Source organism: Pseudoalteromonas marina (assembly GCF_000238335.3).
Taxonomy (GTDB): Bacteria; Pseudomonadota; Gammaproteobacteria; order Enterobacterales; family Alteromonadaceae; genus Pseudoalteromonas; species Pseudoalteromonas marina.
On sequence record NZ_AHCB03000011.1, the window covers coordinates 47,709 to 68,051 of the forward strand.

Genomic DNA, 20,343 nt, shown 5'->3' on the forward strand with positions numbered 1-20,343 from the left:
TTGAAAATGCTACTTAAGGGATTATTGTGAAAAAGTCACTCATTGCCTCAGCTTTGTTGCTCGCTGCCCCCGCGTTCGCTGCGGATTGGCAAACCATTCATACCGAGCATTTTAATGTGCACTACAGCATTGAGCATATTGATTTTGCTAAATCGACCGCGGTTGAACTTGAAATTGTTCGCACGAAAGTGCTTGAACAACAAAATCGTGCACTCGATGAAATAGTCGATGTTGTCGTGTTTGACCCCTTAAATGCGGCGAACGGGTTTGCCTTGCCGACATCAAGCAACCCAGTAATGGCACTTTTTACTACCCCACCGCAGTCTGATACGGTGATTTCAAACAGTTCTGGTTGGCAGCAGTTACTGGTGTTGCACGAATACATTCATTTAGTGCATTTAGCCCAGCCTACACGCAACCACTGGCAGCAAAAAGTGCGCGGTTTGTGGGATATTTACGATTTAACCTACAGTGATACGCCGCGCTGGGTTGCTGAAGGGTATGCAACGTTAATTGAATCTAAAATGACCGGACGAGGGCGGTTATTTGATAATTACTCTGAGTCGATATTACGAGAATTTGCTCAACAAGGTGCGCTACCAACCTATGGGCAATTGAATAGTGATAATGGTTTTATGGGTGGCTCTATGGCCTATTTGATGGGCAGTCGGTTTTTATATTGGCTAGAGCAAACATTTTCTGAGCAAATACTTGATAGTGTATGGACCCGAATGCAGGCAGTTAAGTCGCGTGATTTTGATGAAGCATTTGAAGGTGTGTTTGGCCAAAGCGCAGCGAAGCTATATCGCCGTTTTATTGCTGAATATACGTATAATGCCATGCAGCAAGAGCAAGGAGAGCAACCACTTGATAGTGAGCTATGGCTAGAGCTTGATTTATACGCAAGCAATCCAGCACTTTCACATGATGGCAGCAAGCTTGCAATAGTTGAGCGTGATGCAAAGCGTAATACTAAGCTCGTTATTTATAGCACTGAAGATAACACCAAAGCGATGGAGAGCTTTGAAAAGGCACAAAATGAGTTAATTAAGCAAGACCCACTCGATATACCCGATACGCCACCGAGCGTGTTTAAGCGTGAACAAAAGCAAGTGCTTAATCAAATAAACCGGGCAGGTATAGCCAACCCGCAATGGGTAAATAGCACGACACTGTATTTTAATGCTTATAGTACTGAAGAGTCGGGTATTTATAATAGGGTGTCTGATATATTTAGCTATAACATTGAAACCGGCAACGTAGAAAAGCTAACCGAGTTTGCAGGGCTAAGACGCTTTAGTGCAACAAGCGACGGTGACACTTTGTATGCAGAGCAAATACGTGATGGCTATTCTGAATTAGTAAAAGTAGATATTAATACCGGCACCATAACGCCGTTGTTCAAAAAAAGCTTAAATACTGCATACGATTACCCCACGCTTAGCCCCGATAATAAAAAATTAGTTTATTTATCAGCTTCTTTAAACGAAAACTGGCAGATGTATATACAAGATGTTGATAGAGGTATTAGCCAGCCTGTACCTATGCCAAACGGATATCAATATTTAACCCAACCTAGCTTTAGTGACAATGGCGAATCAATCTATTTTGTTGCGGGATTAAATAAAACGACTGATATTTATAATTACCATATAGCCAGTAATACCCTAAAGCGTTTAACACATGGGCAAGAAGCGGTTGCTCACCCCATTGAAATGCAAGATGAAACGCTGCTTTATTTATCGATTAATGCCGACGGCCCTGATGTAAAAAGCCTAGCGAATACCAGTATTAAAACGACGGTGACCGATTTAGCTGTTAATAGCAAAGCCCCGCTATTAATGGTTAATGAGCACACGTTGCCAAAGGCTAAAGTATACACGCAAGAGGTTGGCGAACAGCGCGATTATGCAATATTTGATCAGCACGCAACCTTTGCGTTGGGCTCTCAGTATTATTCTGCATCGACCAGCTTATTAACTATGGGTATTAAAAGCAGTGATTTATTAAAGCAGCTAGACCTGCAAGCTGGTTATAGCATTGACTTAAACGATGATGCATTACATGGCGGGTTTGTAAACGCTAAATACAATGCGCTTGATGTTAAGTTTAAACTCGCTTTGTATGACTACAACTTAGATACCTCACGCCAATATCAAGCTTTAAGCCCAAGCAATTTAAATAACGAAATAGATGCTCTTGGTGGGTTTGTAGCAATGAGCTATCCACTTAAGTTTGGCCAATTAAGCTTAACCCCTGAGCTTGCTTATAACTATACCGATTACAAACAAAGCCATACTCGTTGGACGCGTGTTGGTTTTGCTCAACGTTGGCAATATGACCGCCAAACGTTTGCTATAGGACAACGTATTAATGCTCGTTGGTACGAAGGTAAAGGTGAAAACAATTGGCAAGGTTATGATCTCGATGCGAGCATATTTGGTAAGGTGTATAACGCTCCTTTGTACATTAATTTCACACAAAAGCAGCGAGACGATGCACGCCTTGCGCTAGGCGGGTTTAACTCAAACCTTATAAACCAACACTACAATAGCGAATTTGTGCTTGCTGCTGATCTGCCTTTTTATAGTGAAACTGCCGAGCGTTACCAAGGGTATGGCGGCGGAGTTACTTATAAAGAAGGTATGCCATGGCTTTATTACACTCAACATCAATTAGATGGTAGCGTTTACGCACAAAGTTACGGTTTAAAATACCAAGGTGATTTTAGCTTTGGCATGGGACCTGCGGGTGTCAACGATTTAACATTTAATGTGGGTGTGTCGCGTGTTGAGGGCAGTAGCTTTGACGATGAAATGCGTGCATGGCTGAGCTTTTACTATTCGCTTTAAATAAATTTAATGAGCTTAGTTGAACTGTGGGTAGTAAATCGATTAACCACAGTTCAATTCACCCTAATCTTTATATTGCAGCGACAACAATTTGGCTTGATATACGTTTAACTTTTTATCGTCTCGCTCATACTCAATTGCTTTTTTAATTAGCCGCTTTGTGTGCTGTTTTTTACCTTGCTGGTAGCGAATTTTAGCAAGCTCTAGGTATAGCTCAGAAATATAGGGAGCTTTAACGATGGCGAGTTCTAAGTGGTCTTTTGCTCGATTAATAAAACCGGTTTGTAAATCGTTTTTTGCTAGAACAAGCAGTTCATAAGGGCCTTTCTCTTTATTAACTAATTGACTAGTTAGTTGCTCAGCAAGTTCACTTTTACCAAGTTGTTTAGCTAATAATTGATAGTTATTAATTAAATTTATATTCGATAGATTATTGTTTATAGCGGTTTCGTAAATTACTTCTGCTGTTTTTAAATCGCCCGCACGGCGATGTAAAATACCTGCCATATTAAAAAGCTCAGCATCATTCGGAGTAAAGTTGTTAGCTTGTAAAATAAAAGAATAAGCGGTGTTTAGCTTTTCTTTAGCTAGTGCTTTAGCCGCTAAATTACTATAAAACTTCGCAACCAAATCGTTGTAGCTGGCACTGCCGGAATAAAAGCTACCGCGAGTAGGAAAATAATCGATAATGGTACCTGGGCGAAAAATCTGGATAATGTTATCTTCTTTCTCAACTTTTGGTGCATATACCTTGGTTCTGAAATGATTAGCTACATAGACCATTCCACTTTCTTTTGCATACACAGGTTCGCTAGTAACTTCTTGAAAGCTGGTTTCTAGACCCAGCGCATTTGCATAACTTTGAGTAAGAACCGCTAAACTAATACAGTTACCTTGTTCGCGAGTAAGAGTTTGTGCAGACGTTAATGTATCGCCATGGTACTTAAAATCGCTAAGTTGGTTTTCTAAATAGTTGTAAATAATACGATCGGTTCTAACACCGTTTAGTTGCTGCTGGTCGGCATAAGCTAAAAAGCGTTTTTTTTCGGCGTTTGGCAATTCAAAAATATTCAACTCAGTGGGAGTGTCTATTTGTTTAAAGCGGGTGTGATTAATAAGCGCAGTAAGCTGGGGTTGCTCAACTGTAGGCGTTGTTGGAGTGCTTTTACATGCACTTAAAAATACCAAAAATAATGTAACTAATACTATAGATTTCATAAGCCACCTCAATGTGATTTTTCACATTACATTGAGGTGACTTTTTAATCAAGCGGTTATTGTTCGTTGTTTATTATGACGATTTATTTGCGATTGTTTTTTACGTTTGCGGCGTGTGAACCATAAATAAAAGCCAGTAGCGCTTAGCCATAGTGGACTTAGCCCTATAAAACTCCACAGTATTTTACTTATTAGGCCAGCAAAATAACCAAAATGAAGCTTACGAAAGCTGTCTAGCACTTTCCAGCCAAGACCTACTTGGCGTATATCCCAATTGGCAATATGCTCACCAGTGATTTTGTTATACGAAACGGTATTAGCGTATTCACTTGCCAGTGGGTTATTAGAATTTACTTCACCAAATACAGTAATGTTGTCGTCAGGTTCTAATGGCATAACCAAGTAAGTGCTGTTGAACGTGGCTATTTGTTGCTTGCTGTCATCTAAAATATCTTGGAAGGAAACATTTTTGCTATACAGGTTTTTGGTTAGGGCATGATGTTCTTCTTCAGCATGTTCAAGTACTTCGTGATACCAAACGGCACCATTAAAATAACCACCGGTTATAGCTAAAACAATTAAAATAGGTGAGCCAATAACACCAGTCATTTTATGAATATCACTTAATACGATTTGTAATGTTGCGCGCCAACGCACGGTAAATAGGCGTTGCCAAAACTTTCGGTAAATAATGAGGCCGGTTATTCCAAGCACCAATAAAAATAAAGCAAAAAAGAACCCCAAAACGGTGCCTGTTTGGCCTGGTAAGCTTTTTAAATCATTGAGTAAAAAGGTGTAATGGAGTTCTAAAAACCAATCTGTAAAATAATGGCTCGTTCCCACGGGAGTTGACAAAATATCACCAGTATATTGATTTAAATGAAATTTATACCAAACTTGCGACTCGCGCTCGATTAAGTAAACCCGATCAGCAGTATCGTCGTTAAAAATTTCCCAGCTACCGATAACATACTCAGGGTAAGCGTTCTGAGTGATGGAAATTAACTCATCCATATTCAAGCGTTCAGGTTGAGTGCTAATCACAAAATGACTTTCGGGCATAAGTAAGCCATCTATCTCGCTTTTAAATACAAGCACACTGCCAGTAATACTTATTACAATTAATGGAATAATTGCAATGAGAGCAATCCAGCTATGAATTTTGAAAAGTGTTTTTCTCATGGGTTATTGTTTTCTAAATTACTTATATGCAAATGATATCAATTGTTATTTGTATTTAATAGTGGTTGAGTAAGTATTCGGGAAATTAATAAACTGTGCACATTACATAACATATTTTGTAAATATAAGTTTCCAGTTACAAAAAAGGGTTTTTGTTGTTTAGTTGAGTTAAATTAACTTCACTCTACAATGCCGCGCTCACAGTAAAAGCCTTTTAAAACATATGTTTAATAAATGTTTTTATTAAGTAATTAAAGTAACCGTTATGTAACAGCGAGGTTGTTTTGGCGCACTATTTGCCTATTTTGTCTTCATTTATTTTACTTTTTAGCTTTTTACCATTGCTAAATAAAATTAGAAAAAACAGAAGTGTTTCTGGTTTATCTTTGCTGATGATGACATTTGGAGTCGCACAGAGTCTCTATTTCATAACGTATAACATTTATTTTGAGCGATACTTTATTGCTTTACCTTTTTTTGTAACAGGCGTATTAAGCGGCTTGATCTTGTACTTTTTTGCCCGTTACAACGCCGCAAAGCAAGAACGGCTTCAGTTAGTGCTTATGCTTGGCTTTTCGCTTATGCCGTTTTCGCTGTTATTAAGTCCAAACTTTGATACCGCATGGGTGCTCAACGCACTTACCTATGTAGGATTGGTGATGAGCTCAGTGCGCGTAATGCCACAAACCTACAAAACGCTGCGCACAGGTGATGTAAGTAATTTAAGTGCTCGTTATTTTAGTTTGCAGTTCATAGCGGGCATTTGTGGCTTAGTTGTTGAGTTAACAAATACCACACCAAGTACTTCACACTTACTTATGTTTATCATGTTGTTGCTGACTAATGCCGTGCAATTTGGTTGTATGCAATATTATAAAATGCGACCGATAATGGCTTAATGTTTTCATTTATATTTAGGTAAATATATGGCATGTTACTTTATCGTTATTCAAAGGATAGAGTATGAATTGGGAGCAATTTGGCTATTTATGCCGAATAAATAGTTCAGCACAGTTAAGCAAAAGCGATAAGCTAAGGTTAAGTGAAAAGGCGAGACTAAGCATATACCAAGGCGATAACGACGATAGTGAACTTGCAAAAGCGCTAGTTGCAGGTGTTGTGTCGCAAGACGAAATAGCCGCACAAAAAAGTGCAACTTATTACCAGTGCTTACCCAAATTAATCAACGATTTTAAATTTGAGCATAAAGGCTGGCTTGTTTATTTGACGTTTGTTTTTGCGTTTTTTTGTTTATCTTCTCTTCTTTACCAACTTTTTGTTGTCCCTGCATTTGTAGACATGTACAGCATGAATCAACAACATGATCACAATGTCTTTGATAGCTATTTTCGCTATTGGTATGTTCCGATCATATTATTATTTTTGCTGCTTAGTTTTATACTCAGCGTAATTTTAAAGCTCAAAAACGCCAGTATATTGAGTGAGTTAAAGCCGTTTTCAGGCTTGTTTAAAGTGTTTTTCCCACGAAAACTAGTCAAAAACTACGAAACACTAACTGCTATTTTATTCTTTCCATTAAGCTCAGTAAATTCAGGTGTTACAACCACAGAAACAAAGCATTTATATGAGTGTGAAGCACTGGGGTTAAATGCTCAAAATGAGTTTGAAGTACTGTTACAGCAGCAGTTAAAACAGTTTAATCAGCGCGCAAAATACTTTATTAATAAACTTATAATCGTTTATGGTGCAGTGATTGTTGTCTCTATTTATTTGTTTGTATCAGCGGCCTATAAACCACTATTTATGTATGGAGAAGTATTATGAAAGCAAAAGGATTTACGCTCATAGAGTTAATGGTGGTTGTATCAATTATTGGTATTTTGGCTGCTGTAGCATTGCCTCAATACAGTAAATACATGCAAAAGGCAGAGCTTGTTGATCCACTTGCTATGGCGGCTGCAATACGAGAAGACGTAACTGTGTTTTACCTCGAGAATAAACGTTTTCCTAATAATAATGAAGAAGCGGGTGTCCCTGCTAGTCAATACTTAATAGGGAATAGGGTAACGGGAATTACTATTAAAAACGGTGCCATACATATTGCTTTAGGCAACAAAGCATCTCGGCCTTTACAAAATACCACGTTAACGTTTAGACCAGCAGTTGTTGAGGGCAGCCCCTCTAGCCCAATTTCTTGGTTGTGCGGCTTTGATCAGCCAGTCACAGGAATGAAAGCGATTGGTGAAAATAAAACCTCAGTGCCAAAAGATTTATTACCCTCGGCGTGTATTTAAAATACTAGGGAAGCTAATGCAATTAACTATTCACCAAATTGATGCGTTTACACACGCTTTATTTAAAGGCAATTATGCAGCTGTTATCCCACTTGAGTCGTGGTTGGATGATGACCTAATGCTAAACATAGGCGCTGAAAACAACGTATCTGAAACTGCGTTTACCTGTAGGCAAACTGATGGGCGTTTTGCTATTCGTTGGTTTTCACCTTTAATGGAAATAGACTTTTGTGGCCATGCCACTTTGGCTGCTGCGTATGTATTATGTGAAGAACATAATGTATCGCAAATTCGCTTTATCGCTGATGCAGTGGGTGAGCTTATTGTTAATAAAAACAATGATGGTAGCTTCGCCATGACATTCCCTAAACAAGCACCTGTAGAGGTTAAAAACCCGCCACAGGCACTGTTAAATGGCTTGTCTATACAACCTATTAAGGTACTTAAAAATCGCCAAGCTTACTTTGCTGTTTATGAATCGGCTAAGCAAGTAGAGAGCTTAAATACCGAGTCGCTACTCTTAAAAACATTAGCGCCATACGATGTAGTTGCCACTGCGCCTAGTGATGAATACGATTTTGTTTCTCGTTATTTTTGGCCTGCCAGCGGTGGCGATGAAGATTATGTCACGGGCTCTATTCATACAGGGCTTGCTCCATATTGGGCACCGTTGTTAGGTAAAACACAGTTAACTGCCTATCAGGCATCTAGCCGAGGTGGTCATATACAGTGCGATGTTGGGGAGTCAACAGTAACTTTAACAGGCCATGCTGTTAGGTATTTAAAAGGCACAATTTACCTTTAATGGTGATAGGAATTAAGTTTATAAAAAAGGCCACAATCAATGTGGCCTTTTTTTGTTACAACTATTTACGCTTCGAGTGCTTTTGCAATTAAGCGATCAATATACTTTTTATGGGCTTTGGCTGCAGTATCTGCGCCCCATGACAGGCTTGTATCCGCTATTTCGGTTAACTGATAAAGCGCGGCTGTTTTAGCGAGGTTATCGAATTTGCTTGGTTTGCCTAAACCTGCAATTGCAATCAGTTGGTTTACATATTCAATTTGTAAATTGTGACTGATTGAGCTGGCCTCTGCGTCTTTAACAAAAATACTTGCAGTTAAATCCCCCATAAATTGATTTAAGCTATATTCGTTTCCGTATAAAGCGGTATCTGAAATACGCAGTAAAACGGCTGGGTGCAATAGCTGTGCAAGCACAGACTTTTGCATGCCCAAAATCATTTTGTGAGGTTTAGGGTCTTCATTTTTACCATAGTGATTAAACCCGCGGCGCTGTTGCTGCATGAAGTTATAAAGCGGTTGCATGCTTTGTAACACATCAGGTGCAAACACGTACTCGGCTAGAATTTCCATGGCTTGAGTTTGTTTTTCAAGCGGCACCGGGGTGAAAGGTTTGTCGGCGTTTGTATCACCTACAACGGCGCGCTCTACATAAACCCCACCAATTTGGCGAGATACAATACCTGCCTGCGATCTGTACTGGCCAAATAAGCTATTAGCTGAGGTAACAAGTTGCTGGTAAGAATCACCTTCAACAGTGGCTTTATCTTTAAGCTCAGTAAACAGTTTATTGATAAGTGCCATACGGTCTGCACCATAGGCTGCTGGGTTTGATGACAAATCGCCAATCATTACGCGGGGATCGATATGACGGCCCGGCGCGCGCATATCATCTGCATCGTTACCAAATGCTAAAGCATGCTCACTAGAACGCGCAAGAATTTTACTAAGGCGAGCTTGCTCGGCAGATGCGTCAGCCAGCGCTACGCTGTATCCGTAGTTAATAGCCCAGTCGTCGTATGGGCCTGGTTTAGTTTGAAAAATATCCCCTTGCTGCATGCCAATTGGTGCAATGTTAGCCGGTGCGTAGTCCATTACTGAGCCTGTTACGATACCTTGGGTTTTACTCTTGTCGTGCACTTCTTTCTCATCCCACAAAATAGATGATTTCATGTTGTGGTTAAGGCCCAATGTATGACCTACTTCATGCAGAATAAGCTGTGTTAACCCTTGGCGTATCATTTCGTTTTCTTCAATGCTATCGCCAGCAGCTAAGCCCTTTGCAAGCATAAGGTTTTGTTGAATTTCATGGCCTAATGAGCAGTTTAATTCACCAGTATGTGTACTATTGCTGTGGCTCATAGCGCCTTGTGTATAAAGGGTGTCGTAAATCCAGCGGTTTTTCATAAATACAAACTCAAGCATAATGTCTGAGCCCAGTATTTCGCCTGTTAGCGGGTTGGCAAGTGCAGGCCCGTAGCCACCAAATGGTGGTTTTGGCGATGAGGTCCAACGCAGTACATTGTAATTAATGTCGCCTGCATCCCAGTCGGCATCATCAGGTTGTATTTTTACTTCTAAGGCATTTTTAAAGCCTGCTTTTTCAAAAGAGCTGTTCCATGCAAGTACAGCGTCTTTAATTGTGTCGCGCCACTCTATTGGTGTGGTGTTTTCTATCCACCATGTAATTGGTTTTACAGGCTCTGAAAGTGCAGCGCTTGGGTTTTTCTTTTGTAAATCCCAGCGCTTAATTACATCTTCGTAAGGCGTCCAATCAGTTGACGTCATTTGATCAAACTGGTTTGTGAAATAACCAATGCGCGCATCGTCTAAACGAGGTTGGTAGTTGTTTTGTGGGAGTGCTACAAATGAATGCTGAACCTTCACAGAAACACTACGCGGGTCACTTACTGCGCCAGAGCCACGAACGGTTGGACTTGCATTGGTAAATACGTAATCTACGACAACGTCTAAGTTATTTGGGTAAGGACGCTGTTTAATAATGCGCGATTTTTTGCTGTCTAGCTTGCCTACTTTAAAACGTTTTTTCGCATTTTTATCTGCGGGATTGATAGTAGGAGATACTTTATGAAGTGCTTCACTTAAAAATAATTTATTGACGTTAAATGCAATTTTACCGTCTTCTTCTTTTTCTATTTTAATACTCGCAAGTACGGCTTCACTAATGTTTGCATTGCTGGCTTTTGAAATGGCACTGTTTTCGTCAAATTTATAACGAGGTGTTTTACTTATAATATCGATACGGTCGAAGTACTTTCTAAACTCAATGAGTTTGGTTTCACGGTAAGATCCACGAAAGTGTCCAGCATCAGTCACCCCATCAACTGTATGAGCAAAATAAACGAAAGAAGTATCAAGCTGTGATTCGTTAATGACCATTAAGTGCTTACCCGTTTTTTCGTCCTGATAAAGGTTAAATATACCGGCAAATTCGGTTTGACCTTTGATCATTTCACTTAATGTTTTTGGTTTTTTTTCGTCTTTTTTGTCATCGGCAAAAGCATGGCCGCTTAGGGCAAAACTGAGCGCAAGAGTTAGGGTGGTTAATTTCATAATGTCATCTTTTCGTTTGTTAATTTATTTTTACTGTACGTAATTTCAATTTGTTTCGTACAACAAATCGATGAAATAATACCTTTTTTATTTAATGTATTGATTTTAAATAGTAAAAGTTTGTAACAAAATATAATTTTATGGCTATATAATCTAATTTATAATTAAGTAATTAATTACGAGAAGTATAATTAATGCACATTTGTAACAGTTGCTTACAAATGTCACGTAATTGTTTAATTAAGCTCTGTTATTATGGCGTTAATAGAAATTTGGGGTAATTAGGATATGCAAACAAATTCACTTAGATGGGTTTTTCCATTTGTTGCGCTTGCTATAGGAGTTGTTGGTTTTAAAGCAATAAACGCTCTTGCAAATGAACAAGAAAAAAAAGCGTTAGTTGATACGCGACCTACTGTTCAAGTTGAGCCGGTTTCGGCTAACGACCATCAGGTTGTAATTAACAGCTATGGCGAAGTAAAGCCGCTGGAAAATACACAACTGTCTGCACAGGTATCGGGAGAGGTACTGAGTTGGCATCCGAGCTTTGTTGCCGGTGGGGTTGTAGCACGTGGTGAAACCTTATTTTCGATTGAAAAAGATAACTACGAAGCTGCAGTGCTCGTGGCTGAAGCTGAACTTGCTCGTGCCCAAGCAGGTTTAATTGAAGAACAAGCGCAAGCAAAAGTAGCTGAAGACGAAGCAAAACGCTTTCCAAGTAAAGCGCGTACTGATTTATTTTTACGCAAGCCTCAAGTACTTAGTGCGCAAGCAAATGTTAAATCAGCGCAAGCAGCATTAAAACGTGCGCAGCGAGATTTAGAAAACTGTGATGTTAAAGCACCTTACGATGCACTTATTGTGAGCCGTAATGTAGGTGTGGGCCAATACGTGACAATGGGCTCGCAAGTCGCTGAGCTAAACAATATAGAAACTGCTGAAGTAATTATTCCTATTGCAGGCTTTGATAGTGTGTTTTTGCCTGAGCGTATTAAAGGGATTACCGCAACCGTTATTCAAAAAGGCCTTAATAGCTTTACTCGTGAAGGCGTTATTGACCGCGATTTAGGTATTGTAGATAACGCAACACGTATGAGCAGTTTAGTGGTGCGAATTGAAGACCCGTATGGCCTTAAAAATAAACAACCAGCAATTAAATTTGGCAGTTATGTACAGGTTAATTTTGCTGGTACAACATTAAATAATATCTACCGTTTACCTCAAGCGCTTGTTAACAACCAAACCGTTTGGGTGGTAGGCGAAAACCAAACCCTTGAACCAAGAAAGGTAACGGTAATACGAGAAGAAGGCGAGTACTTCTATATTAGTAGTGGCCTAAAAGCTGACGATAAGCTGGTGGTTACGTTACCAGAATACCCTCAAAAGGGAATGGAAGTTAAAATAGCAGGTGCCCAACCGGCACCTGAAAGCTCTGATGTGAGCACCTCAAATACGCAACAGCTTTAAGGTGTAATAACAATGAGTGAATCAACACAAACAAAACAAACAGGGTTAATAGCTTATTTTGCTAATAACTCGGTTGCTGCAAACTTAATGATGTTGTTTATTATCGTAATGGGTTTTTTAAGCTACAAAACGATTCAGCGACAAATGTTTCCTAATATAGAAATTAACTATATTAACGTAAACGCTAATTACCCAGGCGCCTCTCCTCAGGAAATTGAAGAAAGTATTCTTATAAAAATTGAAGAATCACTTAAAGATATTACCGAAATAAAAAAAGGCGTGTATCGCGCATTTAGAAACGGCGGCTCTGCAAGGCTTGAAATTCATACAGACGCAGAACTCACCGATGTGCTTGATAAAGTAAAATTGCGTGTTGACGGTATTGCTACTTTTCCAGCCGGCATGGAACCGGTCACCATAAGTCAGATTGAATTTAGACAAGATGTAATAGGCATGACACTGGTTGCTGACTTGCCTTTATTTGAGCTTAAGCCGATAGCAAACAATATTGAAGATGAATTGCTGCAATTATCTAATGTATCGCTTGTGGTCAATGATGTACCGCTTGATGAAATAGCGATTGAAATCGACCCAGATACATTACGCCAGTACAACTTAACAATTTCAGATGTTATGAATGCTGTGCGTCGTTACTCTGCTAACTTTTCGGCAGGTCAGTTAAAAACTGATGCGGGAGTTATATCAGTTCGTGTTGAAAACCAATTTTATTCAGGCGAAGAATTTAGACAAATTCCGGTAAAAATTGGCGAGTATGGTGCCAAAGTTTTACTGCAAGATATTGCCACAATTAAAGATCAATTTACTGAAGGTGAACGTTATTTTAAGTTTAATGGTGAAAATGCCGTTTATTTATCAGTAAAAGCAACGCAATCACAAAATATTATTCCGGTAGCTGAATCGGTTAAAGCGTATATTGATAAAAAGAATAAAGAGCTCCCACCGGGTGTGCGTATAGAGCCTTTAATGGATATGACGTACTACCTAAACGCTCGCTTAGATATGATGAAATTAAACCTTCTTCAAGGTGCGATTTTAGTCGCAATTATGTTGTCGTTATTCTTACGCTTTAAGTTGGCATTGTGGGTAATGATAGGTTTACCAGTGTGCTTTTTAGGCGCGATGATGGTGATGCCACTATTTGGTATTAGCATAAATATCGTTTCGTTATTTGCGTTTATCATGGTGCTAGGGATTGTGGTGGATGACGCCATTGTCATAGGCGAAGCCGCATACAGTGAGGTTGAAAAAAGTGGCGGCGGTGTCGATAACGTAGTACGTGGTGCAAAGCGTGTAGCGACTCCAGCGACATTTGGTGTACTTACTACCATTGCAGTATTTGCGCCGTTTACGCTTTCGAGCGGCCCTGAAAGTGCCTTTTTTTACGTTATTGCTGTTGTTGTTATGTTGTGTTTGGTATTTAGCTTAATTGAATCGAAGCTCATATTACCTGCGCATATTGCACATACACATTTTACTCCTATCAAAAAAGGTGGCTGGCGAGATAGATTTAATACCCGCTTTTTTGTTTTTGTAAACGGCCCATATAAACGTTTTGTTTCCAAGTGTGTTGAATGGCGTTGGACTGTTTTATTTAGTTTTATTGCTTTATTAGTGCTGACTTTTGCTTTAATTGCTTCAAATCAGGTGCGCACTATTCCTTCACCTAAAGTACCGCATGATTTCCCACAAATTAATATTGAAATGAATGACAACGTATCCGACATTCAAACTATTAATGCTATTCGCGAAATAGAAGCGATGGTGCTTGAGGTAGATAAAGAAACAGAGCGTCAAACAGGTCAAAAAATTATCCGTGACGTGCTCGTGTTTAACCAAGGCCGCACAGAGGCGCAATTATTAGCCCCATTAGTTGATGAAGGCTTACGTCCTTACGATGCGTTTGAATTATCGCGCCGTTGGCGTGAAGCCATGCCTAATATTGCAGGTGTTAAATCGTTAACTATTCAAGACGACGTAGGCGGCGGTGGCGGCAACGGTGGTGGCGAGTTTGGTTACCTTCTATTTGGGTCTGATATCGATACATTAAACGAAGCTGGGCGTCGTTTTATTCAATTACTTCAGCAGCAAGAAGGCTTGTTTGATATAAGTTCAACCATAGATCCAGCAAGTAAAGAAGTGCAAATGAGTTTAAAACCCGTTGCCTTTGATTTGGGGTTAGACTTAGCCAGTATTGCTAATCAAGTAGGTGCCAGTTTTTATGGTGGCGAAGCACAACGCGTAATTAGAAATGGTGAAGAAGTCCGTGTAATGGTTCGTTACCCTAAACTTACACGCGAAGCATTTTCATCACTTAAACATACAGTGGTGACTACACCAACAGGGCGCGAAGTGTTATTGGGTGATGTGGTTGAGCTAACCGAAACTCCCGGTATTAGCTACATTCGCCGTGAAGGTGGCTATCGAACTGTTTATGTGTACGGCAGTATTGATGAAGAGCAAATTGAGCCGGGCGAAGTGGTTAAACAGGTAAAAGAAAACCTATTACCACAGCTTAAAGAAGAATACCCAAGCGTTAAATCAGAACTTGGTGGTGCTATTGAGGAGCAACAGGCGCAAGCCAATGAGCAAATGTTGTTTTTTATTGGAGGCATGATACTAGTTTACATACTGCTTGCTGTACCACTAAAAAGCTATTCACAACCGCTTATTGTAATGTCGGTTATTCCGTTTAGCTTAACGGGGGCTATTTGGGGGCACTACTGGTTTGATTTGGATATGAGCTTAATGTCTGGCTTTGGTCTTATTGCTGCAGCGGGCGTTGTAATTAATGACTCCTTGGTTATGACCGACTATGTAAACCAGGTACGTAAGCAAGGCGTTAGCGTTAAAAATGCTGTAATTGAAGCCGGCTGTGCGCGTTTCAGAGCAATATTACTCACCTCAATCACTACGTTTGCTGGTGTGTTGCCTATTATGTTTGAAACCAGCCTACAGGCTAAGTTTGTAATTCCTATGGCAGTTGCGCTGGGATTTGCAGTTATGTTTGCAACCTTAATTACGCTTATTCTTGTACCTTGTTTGTACATTATATTAGGTGATATTGGGGCCTTATTTAAAAACACTTACCGACGTATTTTTAAACGAAGAAGTGTAGAAGTGTCTGTTGATAGCTAATTTTTGCTAAACAATAAAAAAGGACTGAGTGTTAACACTCAGTCCTTTTTTTATTTTTATTATGTTTATAATTAGTCTTTAAATTGCTTGTGGCAATCTTTACAACCTTTCGCCCAAGCACCAAAGGCTTTACCAATAACCGCTTTGTCGCCAGATTGGGCAGCTAGAGCAAGTTTGTCTGCGTTTGCAGCAAACGCATTGGCTTTTTCAACAAATACCGTATTTTCAGACCAAACAGCAGCCAGTGCCGATGTATCGCCTTTGTCTGTTCCTGCGTAGAAAGCTTCCCAAGGCATTTTTGAAAGCGCTGCTGCGTTATTTGCACGCATTTTGAATTGTTCTGCATCAAATGGAACCTTGCCTTTAAGCATTGCGCCCATATCGCCAATTTGAACTGATAGCATAGAAAAAGCACTTTGACGGTATTCAATAGCGTCGCTTGGCTCTTTAAACGCAGAGTTTGCAGATACACTTAGCGCGCATGTTGTTAGTAATGCACCCGCTAGAATCTTTTTAAATTTCATATTATTGCCCCTGTTAACTATTTTTTGACTATTGCTTTGTATCTTAGCTATTGGTTTTATTCAAGCTAATACAGAAAAATTAACTAAAAGTTAATCGTTCATATCAATATCAGCAAATATCATCCCTCGTCGCATACTGCGAGTTGCTAAGAAAACTTCACCTAATAACGACATAAACGCACATATTAACAACGCCATAGCGGCCACAAAACAGCTGGCGATAGTAACGCCTAAGTTTATTGATTGAATGTGAGATAAAAATAATAGCATAACCACTGCGCATACAAGCAAAGCGCTCAAAACACTTAAACTAAAGGCTATGTGTATACAACGGGAGCGTTTTAATAGAGCGCGAAGCTCAGTTGCAAGCGATTTATTAAAATCTTCATCGGTGCTTACTTTTAGTTTGCGCTCCAATTGCCTTGCACGGTCTGTAATACGAGCCAAGCGGTTTGATAAAACGCCAAGTGTAGCTGCAATACCGGTTATTAAAAACACTGGTGCAACAGCTGTTTGTATTACTTTAGCCATAGTTAAAATGTTGATCACATCATTATTCATAAAGTACCTAGTTATTATGCAGTTTTTGTTTACAAATATTCACAAAAGTGAAATGTGGTTTTATTTATTTATATCAGTTGCTTGGTGCTTGTTTGATTGTTTTTTTTATGTGCTTAATGCTTATTTGTAACCAAAGTGTTGCTTGGTGGGGGATGAACGTTTTATATTCGTCCATACATTGTAATTTGCTTTATTAATGTGACTACAATAATACATAAAATATCCTAGGGGAACTCATGAGTAACAATATAATAAAAAAGACAGCGATAGCGACGGCTGTTTCTAGCGCATTTGTGGCAACACTTGCAAGTGCCGCTGAATTACCAAAAGCAAATATTAACTACAAACAAGTAGAACAAGTAGTTGAAGTTGCAGCAGACAAAAAAGAGCCTTCAGCTCATATGATCGTTCTTAAAGCAACAACATCTGTGGATGCAGTATCAGCTGGAACTTATCAGGCTTCAAGTAGCCGTGAAATAACAGCTCAGGTTGAGCAGCTTCAAGACATAATGACTGCAGAGTTGAGTAACTTAGATTTTGATGCAAAAGTAATTGGCAAAACAAAGATTCTTGCTCCAACGTTAATAGTTCAAGCAACACCTGAAGCTTTAAAGCAGATTGCAAAAGATGATCGCGTTGCAAAAGTATTACCAATGTTTGACCGTGAACTTCACGTTGCAGCAAGCTCTGATTATATTAACGCTAAACCATTAATTACTGATGGTATTGTAAGTGGTAAAGGTCAGCGCGTTGCAGTACTAGATACAGGTATTGATTATACTCACGTAGCATTTGGCGGTGCGGGTACTGTTGAAGCATACCTAGCGGCACAAGAAGACCCTACAACAGTTACATGGCCGCAAGGCATTGTACAAGGTGGCTATGACTTTATTCGTGATGATGCAGATCCAATTGAAAATGATGCTGCAAATTCACCGTCAACAGGTAATCCAACAAATCATGGTACATCATCTGCAAACTCTGTAAACGGTATTGCACCAGAGGTTGAGCTATACGCATATTCTGTATGTGGCGGTGGTTGTCCAAGTGCAGCACAAGCAGCTGCATTAGAGGCTGCAATGGATCCTAACGGTGATGGCGATATTTCAGATCGTGTTGACGTGATGAACATGTCTCTTGGTGGTGAATTTGGTGATACTTACACTGGTGGTGGTACACAATACCTAGTTCAACGTGCTGTTGAATTAGGTGTTAACATGGTAATTTCTGCCGGTAACGATGGTGATAACCCATTCCGTGTTGGTGGCCCAAGTACAACTCCTAATGCCTTATCTGTTGGTGCAATGACGCATCCAGCAACAGAAGTTGGTATTGCAAGTGGAACAGTTGCAGGCATTGAAGGCGATATTCAAGCGTCAGGTTTTGGCCCACAAGATGGCTTTACCCTATCAGGTGCTGATATTGATTTAGTATACCCTACAGCAAATCAAAACGGCTGTGACGCTTTTGCAGACGATGTTGACTTTACAGGTAAAGCGGTACTAATAGATCGTGGTGCCTGTGCATTTACACAAAAAGTACTAAACGCACAAGCTAAAGGTGCTGAGTTTGTATTTATTGCAAATAACATTGACGACGGCACACCAGCCCCAATGGGTGGTTTTGATGCTGACGTAACTATTAAAAACGTTGGGATTAATTTTGCAGCGGGTGCTGCACTAAAAGCACAGCTAGAAGCTGGCGGCCCTGCAACATTTGATATTAGTGTTGAGATTAAAACAACAGCGGGTGCTGTGGCAACATTCTCATCACGCGGCCCTTCAATGGATGGCTTACTTAAACCAGAAATTACAGCGCCAGGTACAAGTATTGACGTAGCAGCAGCAGGAACTCAAACTGGCACTAATCCTGTGTCGGGTACCTCGTTCTCAGGTCCAATTACAGCCGGTGCGGTTGCTATGATCCGTGAGGCTCACCCAAACCGTAATGCGTTTGAAATTAAAGCCACTATTATGAACGCGGCAAACCTTGAAGTTACTAACGAGCCATTGGCTATCAATCCTGATTCAGAGCTGGCACCTATTAGTATGATTGGTGCTGGTTTAGTTGATGTGACTAAAGCTGTGAACTTACCTGTTGCAGCATGGGTACATAATGCTGAGTTTGATACAAAACAAGCTGCCCTTTCTTATGGTTTAGTGAGCCTTGCAGAAGCCGGTTCTATCACTAAAACGGTCACTGTTAAAAACTTCTCTGCTGAAGCGAAAACATATAACCTTCGTACTGAAGCACGTTACGAAAGCGACGAAAAAACTGAAGCTGTTAGCTGGGATTTCCCAGAGTCAGTAACAATCCCTGCTGGGCAAGCTGTAAACTTTGACATCACAATGATGGTTGACCCAAGTAAACTACCTGCATGGGAATTAGAGAATCCATTTAGTGCTGATGATATCGCTGCTCGTAGTGCTGCACTAACATCGATTGAGTTTGATGGTGCATTAGTATTTGATGATGCGTCAACAGATACAACCCACGATTTACACGTTGTGTATCATGCAATGCCAAAAGCAGCAACAGAGCTAAGTTATACTGCCGAGCTGATTGACAATAAAGTTGCACTAGTACTTGAAAATACTGGCCAGACTGAAATCACTCCTCAGGCTGAAAGCATTATTGCAGTAGGTACAGAGAAAACAATGGAAGAGGCAGAGTATAATATTCTGTCGAGCACATTCTCTGCATTTGGTGCAGACTTCTGTGATTCAGGTATTTACATCACTTCATCAATTCAATTACGTGACCCGCTAACGCATACATTCCAAGCAGGTTACAGAGTTGAAATCGATACAGATAATGATGGTGTTGCTGATCAGTTCTTACAAAACTTAAATGACCGTGGTCGTACAACTGCGTCACCAGGTCGTAGCCGTACATTGATCGGTACTACTGACGGCGCTGGCAACGATGGTTGGGCGTGGGGTACACCACTTCTTCATTCAGCAGGTGAAGATACAATCACATTTACTGGTTGTTCTGAGCTAATGAACATTGATGGGTCGTTACTTGGTCAGCCAATGAACTTTAGAGTATCTGTTGGTTACCCAAGCTACCAATCAGGTGTATTCTCTGAGACAGACAGTGTAACTGGTTCAGTTGTATTTGGTGTTCAACCACAAGTTCAAATGACTTCGCTTGAAACTGGCGAAGCTGTTGCATCACTTCTACCTGGTGAAAAAGCAATGGTATCTGCAAGTGGTCCATTTGTTTTATCTCAGGGTGCTGGCACAAACATCATTAAAGCAATGACAAGTGAAGAGCTTACATTACCAGCTATTGAGGCGCCTATCTTAGTAGGTGGTGAATTCTCAGTTTCTGAAGATGCGGCTGATGGTACAGTAGTTGGCACGCTTACAATTGAAGAAGCCGATTTTGACTTAGCGGTTTCTGAGTACTACGTTCAATCAAACACAAATATTGGGTTAGGTGTTGATGAGCAAGGTCAAATTGTGGTTGCTGACACCAACATGCTAGCAGGTGATACTACTGCTGAAATGGAAGTTGTTGCGATTGATATTCGAGGCAATGTTTCTGAGCCTGTAACTGTAACTGTTAATGTAACTGCAGTAGTACCTCCGGCAGTTGTTATTCCAGAGCCAGAGAAGAAAAGTTCGTCAGGTTCATTAGCTTGGTTAACGCTTCTAGTAGCACCGTTCGCATTCATGCGTCGTCGTAAGCAAAAGTAAGCTTAAAAATGATTAAGTACTAAATTAAAGGGAGCTTCGGCTCCCT

At 40.1% G+C, this 20,343-nt stretch carries 13 protein-coding genes; 8 read left to right on the forward strand and 5 right to left on the reverse strand.

Features of this window, described 5'->3' with window-relative positions:
* Positions 1 to 26 precede the first annotated feature (26 nt).
* The gene (locus tag PMAN_RS15610) at positions 27 to 2,852 is read left to right on the forward strand and encodes a TolB family protein (protein ID WP_010557902.1); all 2,826 of its coding nucleotides are present in this window, start codon (positions 27 to 29) and stop codon (positions 2,850 to 2,852) included.
* A 63-nt stretch (positions 2,853 to 2,915) separates the two neighbouring features.
* Here the strand turns inward: PMAN_RS15610 and PMAN_RS15615 are convergent, their stop codons facing one another.
* Positions 2,916 to 4,070, reverse strand: coding sequence for a tetratricopeptide repeat protein (locus PMAN_RS15615; protein WP_010557903.1), 1,155 nt, complete (start codon positions 4,068 to 4,070; stop codon positions 2,916 to 2,918).
* 48 nt (positions 4,071 to 4,118) lie between these two features.
* A complete protein-coding gene (locus PMAN_RS15620) occupies positions 4,119 to 5,252 on the reverse strand; it encodes a PepSY-associated TM helix domain-containing protein (protein WP_010557904.1) in 1,134 nt (377 codons plus the stop codon).
* Between the two features lie 284 nt (positions 5,253 to 5,536).
* On the opposite strand from PMAN_RS15620, the gene PMAN_RS15625 reads away from it, so the two are divergent.
* From PMAN_RS15625 to PMAN_RS15640, 4 genes are all read left to right on the forward strand, one after another.
* A complete protein-coding gene (locus PMAN_RS15625; protein WP_006792508.1) occupies positions 5,537 to 6,151 on the forward strand; it encodes a SemiSWEET family transporter in 615 nt (204 codons plus the stop codon).
* A 64-nt stretch (positions 6,152 to 6,215) separates the two neighbouring features.
* A complete protein-coding gene (locus tag PMAN_RS15630; RefSeq protein WP_010557906.1) occupies positions 6,216 to 7,037 on the forward strand; it encodes a hypothetical protein in 822 nt (273 codons plus the stop codon).
* Positions 7,034 to 7,507, forward strand: a complete 474-nt coding sequence (locus tag PMAN_RS15635; protein ID WP_006792506.1) for a pilin — start codon at positions 7,034 to 7,036, stop codon at positions 7,505 to 7,507. The genes PMAN_RS15630 and PMAN_RS15635 overlap by 4 nt, the downstream gene beginning before the upstream one ends.
* Positions 7,508 to 7,523: 16 nt before the next feature.
* Positions 7,524 to 8,312 carry a PhzF family phenazine biosynthesis protein gene (locus PMAN_RS15640; protein ID WP_010557907.1) on the forward strand — a complete coding sequence of 263 codons (789 nt, stop codon included), beginning with the start codon at positions 7,524 to 7,526 and terminating at the stop codon, positions 8,310 to 8,312.
* A 65-nt stretch (positions 8,313 to 8,377) separates the two neighbouring features.
* Here the strand turns inward: PMAN_RS15640 and PMAN_RS15645 are convergent, their stop codons facing one another.
* Positions 8,378 to 10,885 (reverse strand): zinc-dependent metalloprotease, encoded by a 2,508-nt coding sequence (locus PMAN_RS15645; RefSeq protein ID WP_010557908.1) that lies wholly within the window; start codon positions 10,883 to 10,885, stop codon positions 8,378 to 8,380.
* 288 nt (positions 10,886 to 11,173) lie between these two features.
* Here PMAN_RS15645 and PMAN_RS15650 point away from each other — a divergent pair, with 288 nt between their 5' ends.
* Entirely contained in the window at positions 11,174 to 12,352 is a 1,179-nt protein-coding gene (locus PMAN_RS15650; RefSeq protein ID WP_006792503.1) for an efflux RND transporter periplasmic adaptor subunit, read from the forward strand.
* Between the two features lie 12 nt (positions 12,353 to 12,364).
* Positions 12,365 to 15,508 (forward strand): efflux RND transporter permease subunit, encoded by a 3,144-nt coding sequence (locus PMAN_RS15655; protein WP_010557909.1) that lies wholly within the window; start codon positions 12,365 to 12,367, stop codon positions 15,506 to 15,508.
* A gap of 71 nt (positions 15,509 to 15,579) precedes the next feature.
* Here the strand turns inward: PMAN_RS15655 and PMAN_RS15660 are convergent, their stop codons facing one another.
* Entirely contained in the window at positions 15,580 to 16,032 is a 453-nt protein-coding gene (locus tag PMAN_RS15660; protein WP_008129412.1) for a c-type cytochrome, read from the reverse strand.
* A 90-nt stretch (positions 16,033 to 16,122) separates the two neighbouring features.
* Positions 16,123 to 16,593 carry a DUF2721 domain-containing protein gene (locus PMAN_RS15665; protein WP_006792500.1) on the reverse strand — a complete coding sequence of 157 codons (471 nt, stop codon included), beginning with the start codon at positions 16,591 to 16,593 and terminating at the stop codon, positions 16,123 to 16,125.
* Between the two features lie 236 nt (positions 16,594 to 16,829).
* Between PMAN_RS15665 and PMAN_RS15670 the strand changes: the two genes are divergently transcribed.
* Positions 16,830 to 20,297: a S8 family serine peptidase gene (locus tag PMAN_RS15670; protein WP_010557910.1), complete on the forward strand. Its 3,468-nt coding sequence runs from the start codon at positions 16,830 to 16,832 to the stop codon at positions 20,295 to 20,297.
* The last annotated feature ends 46 nt before the right edge of the window (positions 20,298 to 20,343 follow it).